Origin of the sequence: Leucobacter viscericola (assembly GCF_011299575.1) — a bacterium.
Taxonomy (GTDB): domain Bacteria; phylum Actinomycetota; class Actinomycetes; order Actinomycetales; family Microbacteriaceae; genus Leucobacter; species Leucobacter viscericola.
Genome location: NZ_CP049863.1, coordinates 1,603,561 through 1,621,909 on the forward strand (window position 1 = coordinate 1,603,561; position 18,349 = coordinate 1,621,909).

Below are 18,349 nucleotides of genomic sequence, written 5' to 3' on the forward strand. Positions count from 1 at the left end.
GGTTCCACAACTAGCACTGAGAGAATTTCAATCTGTCGAATCTCGGTAGACCTTCACATACTCTCCGAGGGGATTTTCCCACCGAGCAGAAAGGTGGTTTCTCCAGCGAACCTCGATGGCATCATCTAGCGTGTCGGTCACGTATAGCGAACCGGCATATCGTGTCCATTGATGCACCACAGCAGTGGGGTTACCCAACCCACTCGACGAGGGGGCATTGATGGACCAGATTTTCCGGTTTCCTGCTTGGATTCGTCTAACCGTGTCCTGATCACCTGGTGCCCTGTGGGAATCGCCTGACAGCCAACCTACGACATTGCCGTGGCTCGCCAGCACCTCAGAAATCTTGTTCCAATCGCCGACAGCAGGCCCCGTTGGTCCGACAGGGTTTCTTGCGTGAGGTAAAGGAAAGTAATGAGAACCGATCCAGACACGCTTCGAAGAATACTTCTGCAGCTTCTCATCAAGCCAAGAGATTGTTTCGCTCGAAAGGTACTCATTGAGGTACCCCGTGTTATCCGCGTTGCGCCTTATGTAGTCGGGAGATATCCCAAGGACAGCAACGTCACCAAGAAGCATTTCACTGTTTGCTTTTTCTCGACCCACTACGGAGGCAGCCCATTCATTGGCAGAACGAACATGCTGACGGAATGTCGTCAAATCATGGTTCCCAGGAAGGTCAAGATATGGCTTACCACTCGTCATCACAGTTTGCCGAAAAGCCTGGTATTTCTCATCTTCAGGTTTCTCGGTATACCACTCAATGCAGTCTCCCGTGTGAACATGACCTGAAGTGAACTCACGAAGGAAGACTATGTCTTTTGCTACGCGCTCGCACCAGTTGTCCGTGAAGTAAGAGAAGGCCCCCTGCTGGGTATCAGTGATGTGGTTTATCACTACTCCCTTACGCAGGTCTGGATATCTGGAGATCATGTGGTTCTCGCATACTTCAGGGTGATTGTGACGGGGTAGTGAAGCGGGAATTTCAGGTTAGTTGCAAGCGATAGCCCGAACGCCACGACATCTCCGGTGTCCAACGAACGCGAAGTTTCGTTCCAAACGGCACCATCGAGGGGAAACGCAGAGTACGCGGCAGGACGCCCAAAGTAGAGGTCACGTTCGACAATTTGGGCACCCGCTCCATTACGGAATCTGCGTAATGCCAATAACACGTTGCGTTGCGCCTTGATCTCTTGATCTGAAAATGTCGTAAATGCCAACGTCGCAGAAGTGATCCTCAACGGATATGGAGCTACAAAAAACGGGTTGTAATGACTCCAGTCTGGCTGAATTACATGAACCCCCTTATTTCCCGTTCCCGCTATGTTCGCGGAGAAAAACACGTCATCGTTCGTCACCCCGATGCTCTGAATGGCATCTACCTGACTAGAGACGCCTTGAACGGCGGATTCCAAAGCTGCAAGGCGCTCTTCTTCGGGTGAGGCCGTTTCAGTTGCTTCCGCACGACTTACGGGAGCCGCGACCAGTCCCGCGGCAATTACGCCGCTCGTGGCCAAGGCAAATGTATGCCGTCGCGAGATTGATTCAACTTTCTCTCGCTTTGATGAATCATTGCCGTTTTCAGTCCCACGTTTTTTAGTCACTTCGCCGCTTTCAAGGTTAATTGTGGCTTCATATTGCAAAGTAAATTTCTGCCAATCTTATAATAACTGTGAGTTCTGGTTTCATAGAACGAGCGTTGGCCATCAGGATTGACCCCGACAAGCCCGCGTGTCGGTGGTGGTTGTTAGAGTGAACCCGTGACCAAAGAGCAAACCCAAGGGACCATCTCCCCCGTCGGCCTGCTCGCATCGAGCTATTCGCCAAGCTGGGGTGAGGATCAGGTGCCGCACACCAGCCTCGTTATCGCCTGCTACAAAGTCGCCGCATATTTGCCGGCTTTTTTTGCATCGCTCGAAGCGCAAACTTCAGATCACACAGGCACCGAACTCATCTTTGTGATCGATGGCTGCCCCGAAAACTCGGAGGCACTCGTGCGCGAGTGGATGCAACACTCCGATTACCCCGTGCACCTCATCACCAAACCTAACGGCGGCGCCGCAACGGCTCGCAACGCGGGTCTCGCGGTTGCGCGCGGCACATGGGTCGCGTGCCCCGACCCCGACGACGTTCTCGAGCCAGACTATTTGCGCGAGATCGAGCGTGCCAGATCCGCCCACCCAGACGAATCGATGTTCGTTGGCCGCATCTGCCTGACGACTCCCGACGGTAGCGCCATCGAGCACCCGCTCGACTACAAAAACCGTGACGGGCGGACTCGCGTTGTCGACCTGCTTGAAGAACCCGACGCACTCGTCACGCAGGGAGCCGTCACCTTTCTCAATACAGTGCACCTTCGCGCGCACAAGCTACGCATGCGCGAAGATCTCGCAACCGGCGAAGACACCGATTTTATTGTGCGCTACTTACTCGCTGTCGAAGCCCGCTATGTGTTGGTGCCCGAGGCACGCTATCGCTATCAGCGCCGCGCAGACGACTCATCAATCGTGAAGACTCAAGAAAAGAACATCGATCGCTATCGTGTGCTCTTCGGGTCCAGCTATCCCGCGCTCCTCGATCAGGCCGGGCCGAACTGCCCGCAGTGGCTCGCGAACATGCTGCTCTATTTTGTCTTTTACCTGTTTGACCGCAATCGCAGCCCGCACTCCGCCGTCTACGCCACCGACGAAGCGACACTCTCTGAGATTCGCGAGGCTCTTCGGGCGATTCTGAAGCGCATTGGCGTTAGGCGAATCGACGCGTTTCGGGTTCACAACCTGCCGCTAGACATGCGCGCAGCCTGGATCGCCGGGGCTGCCGCAACCGACTCAGCCACTTCGCTGCCAGCCGTCGCCGTCGAACGGCACGACTACAACGAATCCCGCGGCATGCTGCGCGTGAGTTTTGCGTCGGTGAGTGCCGATCCTCCCACTTCCTTCCACGCGCTCGATGCCAACACAGACAACGAGCTCGAAATCGCCGCGCGTAAAACCCGAGCAGTCGAATATCTCGGTGCCATCTGGGCCTATGAGCACATTCTGCTGGTGCGCACCGAGCATCCAGACGCGGTGCGGATCGTCGCAGAATCAGGCCCCCAGTTTGCACTTAAAGGCGCAGCCCTGCCGGTCTGGGCGATCCGCGACCAGCTCGGCCACAGCAAACCGCCAATGCCAAACCCGCAGCGCGACCACGCCCAAGATCAACCGCAAGCGTTTACGAGGCGAGTTGCGAATCATCTGAGTCAGCGGCTGCGCCGCCTCAAATACGCGCTTCCGCAGCGCCTCGCGAGGGCCACAGGACGCGCACGTCGCTATCAGTCCGCGGTGTTGTTTGATCTGAGTTCAGGATCACACAACGAATACGGCCTATCGCTTGAGGGTCTGTTCGCTTCGGCTGCGGCAGACCCTGCCACCAACGCCTGGGGGCTGATCGCAGCTGACGACCCGCGTGCCATGACGCTTCGAGCGGCGAAGCTGCCCGTCGTTGTCGTTGGCAGTTCGCAACATCTTGTCCTACTCGCACACGCCGCGGTGATGGTGGGTCTGCGCCGCGACTACCCCCAACCCTTCCCCGCCGACGTTCTCTCGAAGAGGTGGCGTTTCGTGTATCTTCCGCCGGTTGCACTGGGCGCGCACGACTATTGGGAGCTGTTTCCGTGGGAGATAGACCTGATCGCGGCTGACAGCAAGAGTGAGAATGAAGTATCGATGCTCACAGAAGATGGCGGATATTACTGGTTTAATCAGTGTGAAGTTCTGGAGCTCTACGACTACCGCACGGCGCTCTCACAGGCCGCGCCCAAAGCTTCTGAGGTTGCGCCGCCGGTAAGGTTTATCTGGGCAGAAGCCCAGGCCCAAGGAGTGATGCAGTGAGAATTCTGGTAATCGGCGATGTCAGTTGGCGGGGTAGCTACCACCTCGGCGACGAAGCCATGACCGAGGTTGCAATCACGCAGCTGCAGCACCGTGGCGCAGAGGTAACCCTGATTGCGGGTGATCCAGGTATCTCCGCAACATTTTACGGAGTCGATACGGTGCCCCAGTTTGGCTACCGCTCACTCGCAACTCGCGAGGATTGGACCGCGCGACTCGCAGAAATCGACGCCACGCTCGCGGGTGAGCGGGAAACCCCCGAATACGCCGCAGCGACCCTTGCTGCCATTGATGCCTCCGACGCGGTGGTTATTGCGGGCGGTGGCAATCTGAACTCAAAGTGGGCTCACCACATATTTGAGCGGCTCACCCTCAAACGAGCAGCCGAGGCTCGCGGTATTCCGCTCTACATCACCAGCCAGACCGTCGGCCCCGAACTCGACGCCGCCGATCGCGAGCTTCTCGCAGAGATTCTGAGCTATGCCCGCGTCTTCGGCGCCCGCGAAGGCACAACGGCACAGCTTATGCGCGAGCTCGGTGGAGATGGTGCACCCGTCGTCCACACGCTCGACGACGCGATCCTGCTGGAGCCCGCCGAACTCAGTTCAAAACAGCAGAACGATCTGAGCCTCCCTGAACGCTACATCGTTGGCAGTTTCACATTCCACTCGTTCAGCACGGGCCTGACCCACGAGGAGTATTACCGCGCCGTTGCGGCCCTGCTCGATGACGCCGTTGCAACAACCGACGCCGACATCCTGCTGCTGCCCCACATGGGCACACTCGAGAACGCTGACCGTAGCGACCAACGAAGCGATGTCTACGGGCACGACCGCATCGTTGCCCACACTCGCAGCGGGCGTGTGCGTTCTCTCCCGATGATGCCGGCGCGCGAACTTCTCGCGGTCACCGCGAGCGCGATGCTCACGCTCTCCACCAGGTACCACCCCGTCATTTTCGGCGTCGGTGTTGGCACCCCGGCGGTGGGGCTCGTCATTAGCTATTACTCAGCGGTGCGGGTGCGTGGAGCACTGCGCAACGTGGGCATGGAGGAGTTCGCCATTCCCTTCGAGGCGTGGCAACCGTACATCGGGCGTCGACTGCTCGAATCTATGTCAAACAACCGAGAAGCGATTGCCGCCCACGTCGTTGAATCCGGCGCCAAAGTGCGCGCCTACCAGCACAACTGGTGGGATGGCATCGTGGCCGACATTGCGGGTTCAGGTGCGGTGGTCACCACTGACGCGCCCGAAATTGCGCCCCTGGGCTGGGCCGACGAACGGACTGCTGAATCGCTCGCACTCGCGCGCCTCGCTCAAGAGGGCGTGAATTTGCTGCGCGTGAACATTGCCGCCGATGAGCGCGGTCCACGCGGCGCGCACGCGGCGCACGCCGAAATCGCTGAGCTCCGACAGCAGAACAAACGACTAGAACATGAGCTCGCCGCGATTCGGCACAGGCTTCGCCCGCCCGGGGCTAATCTGCGCGATCGCCTTCGACGCAAACTACGCGGACGCTAGCCGGCACCAGTGGTCTTGGCTTGGCATCCCCTGTCTTGGACCTCGCCGCTGGTCGCCACACGCCTGCAACTAGAATCTAATGAATGAGTAATGTGAGCAGCTCAAGCGCGCAACCCCTGCTATCGGTCGTGGTGCCCGTGTACAACGTCGCTCAGTACCTCGATCAGTGCCTCACCTCTGTGTTTGCCCAGGGCTTCGAGCCGGGCGAGCTTGAAGTCATCGTTGTTGACGATGGTTCGACCGACGGCTCAGGACTGATAGCCCAAAAATGGGCAAGGCGTCGCAGCGAAGTTCAACTGATTACCAAGCCGAACGGCGGCCTCTCGGCAGCGCGCAACACCGGGTTTGAACTCACGACCGGCACGTACCTGACGTTCCTAGACTCAGACGACCTCATTCCCGAGGGCGCGTATCGGCGCATGATCGATGTGCTGCAGGAGACCGGCTCAGACTTCATAACTGCAGCCCCCTTCCGATTTGCGGGTTGGGATCGGCACGCGAAACCCTTTGCGCGCAGCGCCGACCTGTACCGGGAATCGCGGCGATCGGTCACGCTTGAGCAGCATCCCGAGTATCTGCGCGACTTTGCCGCGTGGAACAAGATCTACAGACGCGAATTCTTTGTGCAGAGCGAAGTGCGCTTCCCAGAGGGGCGCATCTACGAAGAGATCGCCACCAGCCCGATCCTCTACAGCAAGGCCAGGGCTTTCGACGTGTTCGCCGAGGCAGGCTACTTCTGGCGTATGACACCCGGCAGCATCACCCAGACGATCAAGCCAGTCAAGGCGCATGACCGGTTGGGCGCGCTCGCGCACATACAGCAGTACTTCGAGGGTCGCGGATCCTCACCCCGTTTGCAAGACGAACTCGGGTTTGCAATTGTCGACTACAACTTACGCTGGACGTTTCTCGAGTACTTTCAGCTCGATGAAGAGACACAGCGTTTCATCGCGGAGAAGTCGCGAGAAATTCTCGCCTCCGTGTCCGATGAGACCATCGCTCGGGTGCAATCACCGCTGCGCGAGTGGGCGATGCTGGCAAAGCACGGCGACGCTGCGGGACTCAACAGGGCACTGCGCACCTCGCAGCATGAGAATCTGCCAGACATTCCGCCCGGCTCAACCGTCGCTGCGCATTCTCAGGCATTGCCGCGACAGAGTCTGCGCGATCGCCTCCGTGGCTCCCGTCGGCTCCCCGAAACCGCGCGCCGCCTGCGAAACCTCTTCGTGTATCTGGCCCTGCGACCCGTTCTGTTTCGGTTGCCGCTGCTCGAAAACACCGCGGTGTTCTCAAACTATTGGGGTCAGAAGTTTTCGCTTTCAGACGGACCAGCGGCAGTCTGCATTGAGCTCAACCGCTCGAACCCCACGATGCGAAGTGTCGTGTTCGCAACACGAAACGATCGACGCCTGATTCGCGCGAGGGTGAAAGAGCTCGCTGCGGATCCTCGCAGAATCAAGGTGGTTCGCAACACGAGCTTCGCCTACTACTGGTACATCTGGAGAGCGAAGTACCTCTTTAACGACGCTAACTTTCAGCTCGCCTTCCGCGTCGATAAGTTCACGGGCAAACGGCCAGGACAAATCGAGGTGCAGACAACGCACGGAATCCCGATCAAAAAGATGGGGATCGATTCAGCGGCAGCGATTGACCTCGAGGAGCGTTCCGTGTTTCTCGCGCGCAGCCAGCGCTGTGACTACCTTGTGTCGACCAGCCCTCTCGTCGCAGAGACCTACGCACACTCCTTCGGTATCGAGCCGAGTGTCTTGCAAACTGGATTGCCGCAGCACGACGTACTTTTTACGCCGCCGGAGGAGCACGAACTGCGGCGGATCCGCAAGAAGTATGGCCTGGATCCCAAAAAGCGAATCGCTGTGTATGCACCGACGTTCCGGAATGCTGACGGCTCTGTGTTTCCCTGCCTGCTCGATCTCCACATGATGCAGGAGCAGCTCGGCGACGAGTACCAGCTCGTGATGAAGGTGCACCCCTTCAACCACACTCAGATTGGCCTGATCGACTTCCGCGAGCTGAGCGATTTCGCGCAGGATCCCGCCCCGTCCCCGTTCGTAAAGTTGATGGGTGAGGTTCGTTTGGATCCTACCTACGTTGCCGCGACGCTTGACTACGAGGCATCGCGATCTCGAGACACTGTTCGCAAGGTCGACGGCTCCATCAACGAGCTCATGTTTGTGGCCGACATTGTGATCTCTGACTACTCGTCACTGATGTTTGGCTACACACATCTTCGCAAACCGCTGGTGCTGTTTACGCCAGACATCGACCACTACAACGCAACCCGCGGCAGTTACTACAACGTCGACGAGATTGCACCAGGAGCCGTCACCAAGACCACCGAGCAGGTCATTGAGGCGATCCAGCTGAGCTCGGACGTGGCCTCTTGGAACGAACAGTACGATGTGAAGCGAAACGACTTCATCGAGCGTTTTTTGGTGTGGGATCGGGGTGACGCAGCACGCAAGATCCTCACGGAACTTGGACTTGTTGCGGTTGCAGAACGTGAATAGCTCTACAAAACCCTTATTACTCTCGATTGTGGTGCCGGTGTACAACACGGCCCGGTACCTCGATCAGTGTCTCGCCTCCGTGTTTCAGCAGGGTCTGGGCGCGGGGCAGTTCGAGGTCATTGTTGTCGATGATGGTTCCACCGACGGATCGGCCCTCATCGCCGAGAAGTGGGCGAAGCGTCACGCAGAGGTTCAGGTTCTGAAAAAGCCAAACGGTGGCCTGTCGGCGGCGCGGAACACGGGACTCGACGCTGCGACGGGTGAACACGTGACGTTTCTCGACTCCGATGACATCGTGCCTGACGGGGTTTACGCGCGCATGCTTGAGGTGTTGCGTCAGTCAGATTCCGACTTCATTACGGCCGCGCCGTACCGGTTTTCCGCGCGGCATCGCCACGCAAGACCATTTGTGAGAAGTGAGGACCTGTTTTTCGAGTCGCGGCAGGGGCTGACGCTCGACGATCACCCGGAGTACCTGCGCGACTTCACCGCGTGGAACAAGATCTATCGACGCGAGTTCTTTGTCGGCAGCGGGGTCAGGTTTCCTGAGGGGCGCATCTTCGAAGACGTTGCAACCACACCGATTCTCTTCGACAAGGCCTCCTCGTTTGATGTGTTCGCAGATGCGGGGTACTTCTGGCGCAGAACCCCCGGCAGCATCACTCAGACGCTCAGCTCAGCCAAGGCTCACGATCGATTGTGGGCACTTTCGCATATTCAGGAGCACTTCACGGCGCGCGGATCCTCACCCCGTTTGAACGAGGAGCTGGGGTTTGCGATCGTTGACTACAACCTGCGGCGCATATTTTTTGAGTACCCGAAGCACGACGCTGAGACACAGCGTTACATCGCTGAAGAAGTACACAAGATACTAGGACCCGTGTCAGATGAGGCGATTGCGCGAGTGCAGTCCCCTATCGCTGAGTGGGCAATGGTGGCAAAGCATGGCGATGCGGTTGCCCTTGAACAAGCCCTGCAGGCGCCTTCCGGCGCTAAGCCACACCGTCGGGCGCTTCGCTGGCCAACGACGAAGCGCAGCCTTCGAAATCTGATGGTGTATCTGGTGCTCCGACCAGCACTATTTGCGCTCCCGGTGATGAAAAAGACGGCGGTGTTTTCGTCCTACTGGGGAAAGAACTTCTCGCCGTCGTTTGGCCCACCTGCCATCTGTCTCGAGCTGAATCGACAGAATCCGCAGTTTCAGAGCGTGGTATTTGCGGCGGGCGCGGAATATGAGCGCATCCAAACCGAGGTTTCTCGACTGGCCGACCACCCAGACCGGATCCGAGTCGTGCGCAACACCAGCCTCGCGTATTACTACTACCTGTGGAGAGCGAAGTACCTCTTTAACGACGTGAACTTTCAGCTTGGGTACGGGGCTCAACGGTTTACACAAAAGCGGCGCGGCCAGATTGAGGTGCAGGTCACCCACGGCATTCCCATTAAAAAAATGGGCCTCGATTCGGAGCATGCGATCTCGGCAAAAGGGCGAGCCACTTTTCTTGCACGCACCAGGCGCTACGACTACCTCGTCTCAACGAGTCCGTTCGTCGCTGAAACATTCATGAAGTCACACGCGGTGAACGCGCAGGTTCTTGCGACCGGTCTACCGCAGCACGATGCGCTCGTGACGCCCCCTCCGGGTGATCAGTCGGCCACGATACGGCAACGGTACGGGCTCGACCCCAAGAAAAGGATCGTGCTGTACGCGCCAACGTTTCGCAACAAAAAGGGCTCGCGGTTTCCCTGCCTACTCGATGTGCGGGAGATGCAGCGGCAGTTGGGTGATGAGTACCAGCTCGTCATGAAGGTGCACCCCTTCAACCACACTCAGATGGCCCTGATCGACTTTCAAGAGCTGACCGATTTCGCGCAGGATCCCGCTCCCTCCCCATTTGTGAAGCTCATGGGAGAGGTTCGTGTTAATCCCGCGTACAGTCCCGCGACGTTGGACCCCGAGGCCTCGCGATCCCGAGCCAATGTTCACAAAATCGGCGGCTCCGTCAACGAACTGATGTCGGTATCAGACGTGGTGATCTCGGACTACTCATCTCTCATGTTTGGCTACACGCACCTTCGCAAACCGCTGGTGCTGTTTACGCCCGACATCGAGTACTACAACGCAACCCGCGGCAGCTACTTCAACGTCGACGAGGTCGCGCCCGGAGCGGTCGCCAAGACGACCACAGAACTCATTGATGCCATTCGACTGAGCTCCGACCGTGCGTCCTGGATTGAGCGCTACGACGCTAAGCGCCGAAACTTCGTGGAGCGCTTCCTGTGCTGGGAGCAGGGTGATGCTTCGCGGAAGATTCTTGAGGAGCTTGGGCTTCTCTAGCCCACGGCTTCGACAAAATTCCTAGAATCCAATTTGGGAAGGTCAGACGGGATCTGAGACTCTGACGCGCTAGATGCAGGAGCCGTACCACCGCCGTAGAGAGGCAGCCACGCCCCCCAGTCTTTGAGCAGTTGGTCCATCGGCAAATAACAGCCATGTCCGGTTGCGGGCTCATACGCGACCATCATTCCCACTGCTCGGACCACCCCATTTTCTGATCGCCAAACAGGCCCGCCGCTATCACCTGGGCGAGTTTGCGCCGTCGAGCAGATTGCAGTGCGTCCGTACCAAGAAATCTCGCCTGTGATTTTCCCTTCGGTCCATCCAGAAGTGGCACCCATCTTTCCGACCAGGAAGCCTTCAACTTGTCGCGAGCTCGACACAACACCCTTAATTTGGCCATTCGTTCCGGGGTACTGCTTTCCCACTGGATCGATCACGATTTGAGGCAACGTTACGCCAGCATATGCAGACATCAATAGCGAATCGCTCCCATCCGTTGGCTTCTTCGCAGCAACTTTTGCGAAAGGGGCCTGAGTTCCGGAAACTATCTGACCGGTGTTTCCGCAGTGTCCTGCAGTCATGATGAAAGTTCCTGAAGTTCCGGCCACGACATAACCACCGGTACATTTGCGACCTGGAAAATTGGTGACGTGGCCCGACAAATAATTGTATTTCAGTGCATCAGGCTCAGCTCTTACGCGGTAGAGGAACACCGCTGTCGCCTCACGGGTCACCAAGTTTTTGGGCTCGAACAGTGGCTTGCCGCTCGGCTGCTTCGTACCGTTCGAAATACCGCTTGAGTGCATCCAAGCAATTTGCTTGTAGAAGGTGTCCGTGGTCTTCACATCCGCAAATGGTGAAACCGCGGGTGCGGGTGCGGTCGCTTTTTCGGAGCGATACATGAAGGCGGCCATGGCCTCTCGGCTGATGCTGTCGCTGGGCAAAAACAGGGGTTTCTTGCCTGGGCCCTGACTGGTGCCAGTAGAGATGCCTTCTTTATGCATCCATGCGATCTCGTTATAGAACTTGTCCCCCGGTTGCACGTCCGCAAACGGCGAGGAACTAGGACCTGTGTAGCTTGCCTTTTTCGCGCGGTACATGAACGCAGCAATCGCCACTCGACTGGTGTTTACTTTCGGCTCAAAGGAGCCGTCCGCGTTTCCGGTGGTAATGCCTGCGTCCTTCATCCACTTGATCTCTTTGAAGAACCCATAACTTTCAGGCACATCATAGAAGTTAGGACCACGATATACATTGTTCGACTGGGTTATTGGAGCGATCCGCGCTGTTTTCCCCTGCTGCGCAACGCGCATTGGAACGATGTCCTCAACATAGGAGCTATTGTCTTTGATAGAGACACCGGAGACCAGAGGGGCAGAACCTGCCGCGTTTCCAACGACGCTGATATTAACGAAACTGTTTGACGGTTTCATGCCGTAGAACTTGTTGCCGGAGATATTCACTCCCTTCGTGAGCTTTTTCTCGGTTACTAGCTGAATCCAAACACCGATTCTTTCGTTAGCACGAAAAGTGTTGCCAGTAACTGTAAGGCCGGCAACAGGACTAAAGTGAAGCGCTCCATCGTAGGCCGTGCCGCCAACAGGGACCGGGTCGATCACCACATTATTTCTGAAGACGATATTTATCGCTTCGTTAGAAGAACCAGCAAAGTGTTGCCCTATCGGACTTTGGGCCCACGAAATCACTTTTCCTGAACCGTCACGCGCGGCTTCGAATGTGGAGTTTTCCACCGTAACATTCGTGCTGTGTCGATCAGGCAAAAAGTAGTTGCCCCCAGCACGCTTTTTAAACAGTCTGTCTAGCCCATAGTTCCAAGCGTTCCCACCGGAGCCTTCTGCGTGTCGGTCGATCTGCACGGCTTCCGCATAGCGCGCGTGATCCGTCAGTCCCGTAAAATCGGTCCCAGAGCCGTAGCCGATCACCCGTATGTTGTTGATCCTGATGCTATCCGAAGCCATCACATCAAAAACGTGTGTTCTAAAGGCCACCGCTCGATCAAATTTCATATCAGTGAATGCAGCATTTTTGACTTGCATAAGGGCGAAGTGGACGCTCCCGCCAGAACCTCCTGCAGTAAAGGTTCCACCAGTCCATTTCAGGCCCTGACCGAGAGCCGATCCAAATGTCGCCTGGCCCGTAAAGGTAGCCCCAGTGGCGATGACCGTTACATTGCTGGCGTATGGCAGTTCAATTACGTCTCCAGTGAGGTTATAGGTCCTTGCAGGCACTGTAATGGTGGCCCCCGCCTGCGCCGAAGCAAATAGATCCCCCAGGTATTTCAGATCACTGACCGCCTCGGCGGATGCAGTCGGCAGGGGTTCTTCCACCGCCGGTTGAACTGGCTCAGGTTCGCTCGCGGATTTAGCGGACAGGCTCTCGTCAGATATCTCAGTATTAGATAATTCAGGTTCTGCGTCCTGCCCGGATTCCTCAACTTGGTCTTCAACGAACAAATCTGATTCCGGCGGCTGCGGGTCGGCAAGTGCCGGGTTGGGTGTCCCCACTACAACCATAGCTGCGGCCAAGAACGCAATTAACGACACCTTAAGACCTTTGGACGAGCTCTTCCTTCGCACTGGCCTGACATTGATCACGCGGACCAAACCGAGACTCGAATTCTCCATTGACCTCTCCTAAAAAGAAGGATTTCCTAATTTAAAGAAGAGTATCACTTCATTGCAAATTAACAAGAAAGTCGAATTGTTAAAGCAGAAATCGGCTTTTCTGCAACATTGATACTTGCAAGATTCATTACATCGCTTCGAACGCCGACCTGAGGCCTCGACTAGCTACAACACCTTCGAAAACGCCTTATGAGTTGCGCGTACCGACAGTTGATCGGTCCAGGCACCTCAGGAAAAGGCTCTAGGCACTAGACGAGCAGTCCTCTCCTGCGCTGGTCAACATTCAAAGCAGCCTCAATAACACGCTGACTGTTCTTTTGGTCACGATGCAAAAAGACGCCGTCCAAGCGGCTCAAATATTTCTCTTCCATCTTGAAGCCGCCGTCAATCATCGCCAAGATCTCACGCTTGAGCTCGATAAAGTCGTCCACCACAGCACCAGGGGCCGAGGAAGCATAATCGAAGACTCCCTCACCATAGTGATGGGTGCGGAACTCCTCCTGATCCGAATGATCAAGGATGACTGGCTTCCCCATGTAAGCGAAATCAAAGAACACGCTCGAGTAATCCGTAATCATCGCCACACTCGAGTTCAATGCGTCTCGATACTTCACAGATCCGGGCCGATGCACTCGCACCCGATCAGACACAAGCGCGTTGTAATTATCTACGTATGCCGCCATACCCGGGTGCAAAAGCATGTCGATTGAAGCATCTGCAGCCCTCAACGCCTCAAGGATTTCTGGATCAGAAAGCAACTGCCGCTGCTGCTGGAAGTAAAGGCTCTCCTCGAAGTCATCAATGACCTCATGGCTGCCATCAGGCATGATTCGACCTGTGAGCCATGTTCTCCACGTCGGAGCGTAGAGAATACTTCTCTTCTTGCTACCGGCGGATTGATCTTCAAGCAGATCAAAGCGAGAAAAGCCCGTGCCCAGTACGGTTTCTTCGTCATAAAGCAGACCTTCGCGCAAGGCAAAATGCTCCTCGTGCGCGGTGCCAACTACAACGGCATCAATACTCAGTGGGAGCCGGTTGAACGTACTCCCAACGTCGTTCATCGTCACACCGTGTTGCAACCAAACAAGCGTTCGATCGAAGAGATCCGCGATCTCCGCGTGCACACGCTTGCCCCATGGCGACATGAGAGTTGGGGACAAGTGAGAGGTCAGCAGGATTCTGCAATTCACAAAAAGCAGGCGATGCCGAAAGGAGCCGGGTTTCACAATACGCTTGGTTCGCTTTAGCTCGTTGTACCCCGGTGCCGTTTTGGCGAGAACTAACCAAGTATCGTTCTTCAGATCGGGGCGAGATTCCTGTACGTACCGGAAGAGCGCTTCGCCATTATCGTCACCGAATCCAGGGCGATCTGTAATCAGAATCGTTCGCTTCTGGGGCTTCGAAAACAGGCGTACTGGAACGAATCGTTTCTCTTTCCAGAGCAGACGCAAAGTGCTTCTAAGGTTATAGAGTCCTACCTTTGTGTGAGCACGATTTATCCAAAACTCATTACTCTCGGGCAGAAAGCGCATCCAATACGTCTCTGAAATGCTCTTTCGCGTCGGGTCATATCCACGGAAAGGGCTTTCTCCCCACTGCTTTACATCTGCAACGAAGTGAAGTTCACCAGTTGCAGTCAGTCGAAACGCGAATCTCCAGCGAGACTCTCGCGACGGGGCCGGGAGAAGGAACTTACGATACTGAGTCTCCGTTGCAATAAACTCACCATCGCGCTTCGAGAACTCGTTCTTCCCTGAGAACCCTCCGCTGGCCTCAAGAACGTCCCCCGTATCTGAAACCATTACAAGATCAAAGCCGGAGATGAAGTAGTTGAAGAAGACAGCCTCAATCTCGGCAGCCTCAGGGCGCTTATTGATGCGTCTTACTTGAACAGGGATGGTATCGAGGTGAAACAGCTCATTTTCTCGGTCAAAAACCATCCCGTCGGCGCCCAGCTGCCAAGGCTGGTCTCGCGTCATGGCCGAGGAAAACATGAAGTGTCTGACCATACTGGTGACCCACGGTGAAGTCTTGAGGGTCTCTGGGTCGAGGTAGTCAATGAACTCTCGGTAGCTTGCGACTAAGGCTTCATACTCTTCGTCGCTCTCAAAATACTTGCGCCGCATCCTTCCGATACGTTGCCTGAGTTCATAAATGATCAGTTCCTTGAGATACCGGGGAGCTTCTTCACCTACGGGTGGGAGAAGCCTTGAGAGCAAGGTAACTGCACTCTGAAATCCGCTAGCCGTACGAACACTTCTTGCAACTTGATTTGCCCCCGCCACGTGCTGTGTGTATTCGTACTGGACACCTTGCTCACACACGTAGCCGAAGCGCGGCCCAAACCGAGCAAGAAGCTCAAAGTTAAACAGAGAGTCCTCCGCAGAGAGCATGGAACTATCAAACTTAGCCCCCTCGATATTCTCACGGGGATAGAAACTCGCGGCAGAAGACAAGACAAAGTTGCCGGGCTCTTCCAGCAGATCGATTACAGCGTTCTTTTCGGGGAAAAATTCGTACTTTCCATGGCGTCCATTCTTCGCGCCGGTCAGCTCAAGCGGGATAGTAATGAACGGCAAGCCCTCGGACGAGTGCCGCTGCCAAAAATCCCAAACTTCCGAAAACACGTTTGGCGCAAGAAAGTCATCAGGGTCAAAGAAATTCACCAGTTGACCAGTTGCGGCAGCCATGCCCGCGTTTCGAGCGGCAGAAAGCCCCTGATTTGCTTGATCAATAACGACAACGTTGTTCGGGTACTTTTCCCTGAAGATCTCGCACTTGCGAAGGCTGCCATCCACACTGCCGTCATTTACGAGAATCAGCTCAATGTGCTCTTCAAACCCCAAATCCTGCGAGATGATGCTTTCAATGGCCTGATCCATCCATGGTTCTTGGTTGTAGATGCTCATCACAACCGAAAAACGTGGTTGGCCCGCAGTCATAAATCACCCTTCGTAACAAACGCTTCAAGCTTTTTCTCGGCGCTCTCAATGCAGGCGCAAATGCACACAAAAGCTCAGCGCGAATACTTTGGAACAATTTACCACCAGGTAAGTCCCTGAAACTAAGCCTACCCAATACTCTTGCTTTGAGGGATTGGCGTGTCAGCGATCAAGCAAGAAGACCGCTTTGCTACCCTGGAAATTTGTGGATCAAGCGAACCAACAGCAAGCTTGAAGCTCGAGCGAGAGAGACTCACCTGTGAGACGATACAGCCACCTGCTGCGATACCCCCTACTTTTCGGAGCAGCCGCAGTGTTCGTCACACTGTTTTCCTCCACAACCGGACCGTTCAATCCAACATACGGGTTCGACAGTGCTGCTTTCCGTCTTTTCGGACACGCTCTTGCCGAAGGCATGGCACCCTACGTTGACATTTGGGACCACAAGGGCCCAGGCCTTTTCCTTATCGAATGGCTTGGACAGGTCATTTGGCCAGGAAGAATCGGGATCTTCATTATCCAGGTTCTCTCGCTGTTCGGAACCCTGCTCTGCCTCGACAGCATCGCCAAGCACTTCATTTCACCGCTACTACGAGGCCTTGCCGTAATTATTACGCTCGCTTTCCTCGTGGCTCCCTACCAGGGTGGAAACCTCACCGAGGAATACTCGCTCTTCTTCATCGCACTCGTTTTGATGCTCCTGACTCGCGAGTGGTGCACAGGAAAGCCACTCGCTCTCATCTGGTTCTCCGTTGCGGGTGCCAGCTTTGCGTTTCTCGCGTTTATTCGAATCAATAATGCTGTACCTGTTTTCGCTATTTTCCTGGTCTATTTTGTCTTCGCCCTCATCAAAAAGAAGCGAGTTTGGGTACCGCTTTTGATCTCTCTGGCAGGCTTTGCAGCGACCACGTTTGCCTTCTTAGCCTGGTTCGCGCTCGCAGGCTCGCTCAGCGAAATGCTCTACGCGGTCTTTACCTTCAACTCGCTGTACAACAGCGCCTACCCTTACGACTACAACAGCCTGCTTGGCACCCCGTACGGGATACTTGGCGCATTCGCACTACTCTTGGGCCTCGTTGGCGGAATAGTCGATCGCCAAATCCACAAGCGTCAAGAGTGGTTTGCGCTCAGCTGGACAATGGTGGCGCTATCAGGTGCAGTGATGTTCATGAACACAAACGCCTACATGCACTACCTGCAGCTTGGCCTACCGATTGTTTTTCTCGGGTCCGTGCTGATCATGCAGGCGGTCAAGAATGAGTCAAAGTTCCTTGTTGCCATCGTTGTCTTATTGCTGACGGTACCCATGATGCTCGGTTATGTACACAGAAGCACGGTTTCGCCTGCACCAAAGAATGAAGCCAGCTACGCGGCCGCGGCGGAGCGCATTCTCGAGTGGATCCCTGAATCAGATCGCAGCCAAGTGTACGGCTGGAACCTTGAACCAAAGTTCTTCTTGATCACAGACACGCTCCCGATTCAGCGTTTCTATTTCCTCCAAGACAAGTGGTCTGAAATTGATCCAAAGATCAAGCAAGAAGTTCTGAACTTTGTCTCAGACGAGAAGCCGCGGTGGGTGATCCGGCCGAAAACACAGGAACCGATCACCGAGATGCAAAAGCTGCTCGACTCAAACTACGATCTCGTTCACGAGAATAGTTACTTCTACCTCTACGAGCTGAAGTAGTTTAGCGACCTAGGCCGCCGCAGCGGCCTGGCGCTTTACCTTTCGGGTTGGCGCGCCCGGGCGAAGAGATACCTGCCACAGTTCAGCTGCCGCCAAACGGGTGAACTGCCGCAGACGCTTGGGCGGCAGCTTGGGCGCGGACACTTGCCCCCACATTGTTCCTGTCTCCTCTGATCCACGTCGCGGGATACTCTCAACAGGGATATCAACCGTCACGAACTTTCCACGCGCCTCAGCGAGTGAGAAGTGAACGTGAGGAACAGCTGGGTGTTCGGGAATGGCTTCGATAAGCACCTGTAGAGCTTCGGGACGGTAAGCCCGCAGAGGTGTATTAACATCCGGCTGCCACTTGCCAGCAGCGGTCGAAATAACTGCCCGCACACAAGCCGTAAGGACTTTTCGGAACCATGGGTCGGTGCGATTCTGACGCACACCACGCACGACATCAACGCCGGGCTGAAGCGCTGCAAGCAACTTCGGAAAATCTTCACCAATAAACTGACCGTCGCCGTCGACATGGATCACAACATCAGGGGCAAGCTCAAGGCCCGCGCGGTATGCAGCCAGGGCAGTCGGCCCGTGACCTCGATTGACAGCTTGGGGCACCACTCGCACATCGTCGGTGTCTAGATTCTGAAGAGTAACAACAGTGTTGTCGGTCGACTGATCGTCTGCGATCACAAATACGAGCTCTTCAGCGTGGGGCTTCAGGTGAGACCGAATTTCTTCAATGAAACCGGGGAGGCCTTCGGCCTCGTTGTAAGCCGGCATTACGACGACGAGACGAGAAACTGACACGACCATCCTAAAGTTC

10 protein-coding genes are annotated in these 18,349 nt (G+C 55.8%); 5 read left to right on the forward strand and 5 right to left on the reverse strand.

What is annotated here, in order from left to right:
• Positions 1-27 precede the first annotated feature (27 nt).
• Both G7068_RS07260 and G7068_RS07265 read right to left on the reverse strand, forming a co-directional pair.
• Positions 28-897 (reverse strand): metallophosphoesterase family protein, encoded by an 870-nt coding sequence (locus G7068_RS07260; protein ID WP_166290638.1) that lies wholly within the window; start codon positions 895-897, stop codon positions 28-30.
• 32 nt (positions 898-929) lie between these two features.
• Positions 930-1,604 carry a hypothetical protein gene (locus G7068_RS07265; protein ID WP_166290640.1) on the reverse strand — a complete coding sequence of 225 codons (675 nt, stop codon included), beginning with the start codon at positions 1,602-1,604 and terminating at the stop codon, positions 930-932.
• Between the two features lie 156 nt (positions 1,605-1,760).
• Between G7068_RS07265 and G7068_RS07270 the strand changes: the two genes are divergently transcribed.
• The 4 genes from G7068_RS07270 to G7068_RS07285 all read left to right on the forward strand — a co-directional run bounded on the left by G7068_RS07270 (position 1,761) and on the right by G7068_RS07285 (position 10,258).
• On the forward strand, positions 1,761-3,872 hold the full coding sequence (locus G7068_RS07270) for a glycosyltransferase (protein WP_166290642.1): 2,112 nt from the start codon (positions 1,761-1,763) through the stop codon (positions 3,870-3,872).
• Positions 3,869-5,392, forward strand: coding sequence for a polysaccharide pyruvyl transferase family protein (locus G7068_RS07275; protein ID WP_166290644.1), 1,524 nt, complete (start codon positions 3,869-3,871; stop codon positions 5,390-5,392). Before G7068_RS07270 ends, G7068_RS07275 begins: the two co-directional genes overlap by 4 nt.
• A gap of 83 nt (positions 5,393-5,475) precedes the next feature.
• Complete coding sequence (locus G7068_RS07280) at positions 5,476-7,920, forward strand: bifunctional glycosyltransferase/CDP-glycerol:glycerophosphate glycerophosphotransferase (protein WP_166290646.1); 2,445 nt, start codon at positions 5,476-5,478, stop codon at positions 7,918-7,920.
• Positions 7,913-10,258, forward strand: coding sequence for a CDP-glycerol glycerophosphotransferase family protein (locus G7068_RS07285; protein ID WP_166290648.1), 2,346 nt, complete (start codon positions 7,913-7,915; stop codon positions 10,256-10,258). The genes G7068_RS07280 and G7068_RS07285 overlap by 8 nt, the downstream gene beginning before the upstream one ends.
• Here the strand turns inward: G7068_RS07285 and G7068_RS07290 are convergent.
• Positions 10,255-12,906 (reverse strand): S-layer homology domain-containing protein, encoded by a 2,652-nt coding sequence (locus tag G7068_RS07290; protein WP_166290650.1) that lies wholly within the window; start codon positions 12,904-12,906, stop codon positions 10,255-10,257. The two genes, G7068_RS07285 and G7068_RS07290, sit on opposite strands and share 4 nt — an antisense overlap.
• Positions 12,907-13,154: 248 nt before the next feature.
• Positions 13,155-15,848 carry a CDP-glycerol glycerophosphotransferase family protein gene (locus G7068_RS07295; RefSeq protein WP_166290652.1) on the reverse strand — a complete coding sequence of 898 codons (2,694 nt, stop codon included), beginning with the start codon at positions 15,846-15,848 and terminating at the stop codon, positions 13,155-13,157.
• Between the two features lie 415 nt (positions 15,849-16,263).
• On the opposite strand from G7068_RS07295, the gene G7068_RS07300 reads away from it, so the two are divergent.
• Complete coding sequence (locus G7068_RS07300) at positions 16,264-17,535, forward strand: hypothetical protein (protein ID WP_166290654.1); 1,272 nt, start codon at positions 16,264-16,266, stop codon at positions 17,533-17,535.
• 9 nt (positions 17,536-17,544) lie between these two features.
• Here the strand turns inward: G7068_RS07300 and G7068_RS07305 are convergent, their stop codons facing one another.
• A complete protein-coding gene (locus G7068_RS07305) occupies positions 17,545-18,333 on the reverse strand; it encodes a glycosyltransferase family 2 protein (RefSeq protein WP_166290656.1) in 789 nt (262 codons plus the stop codon).
• Between the last annotated feature and the right edge of the window lie 16 nt (positions 18,334-18,349).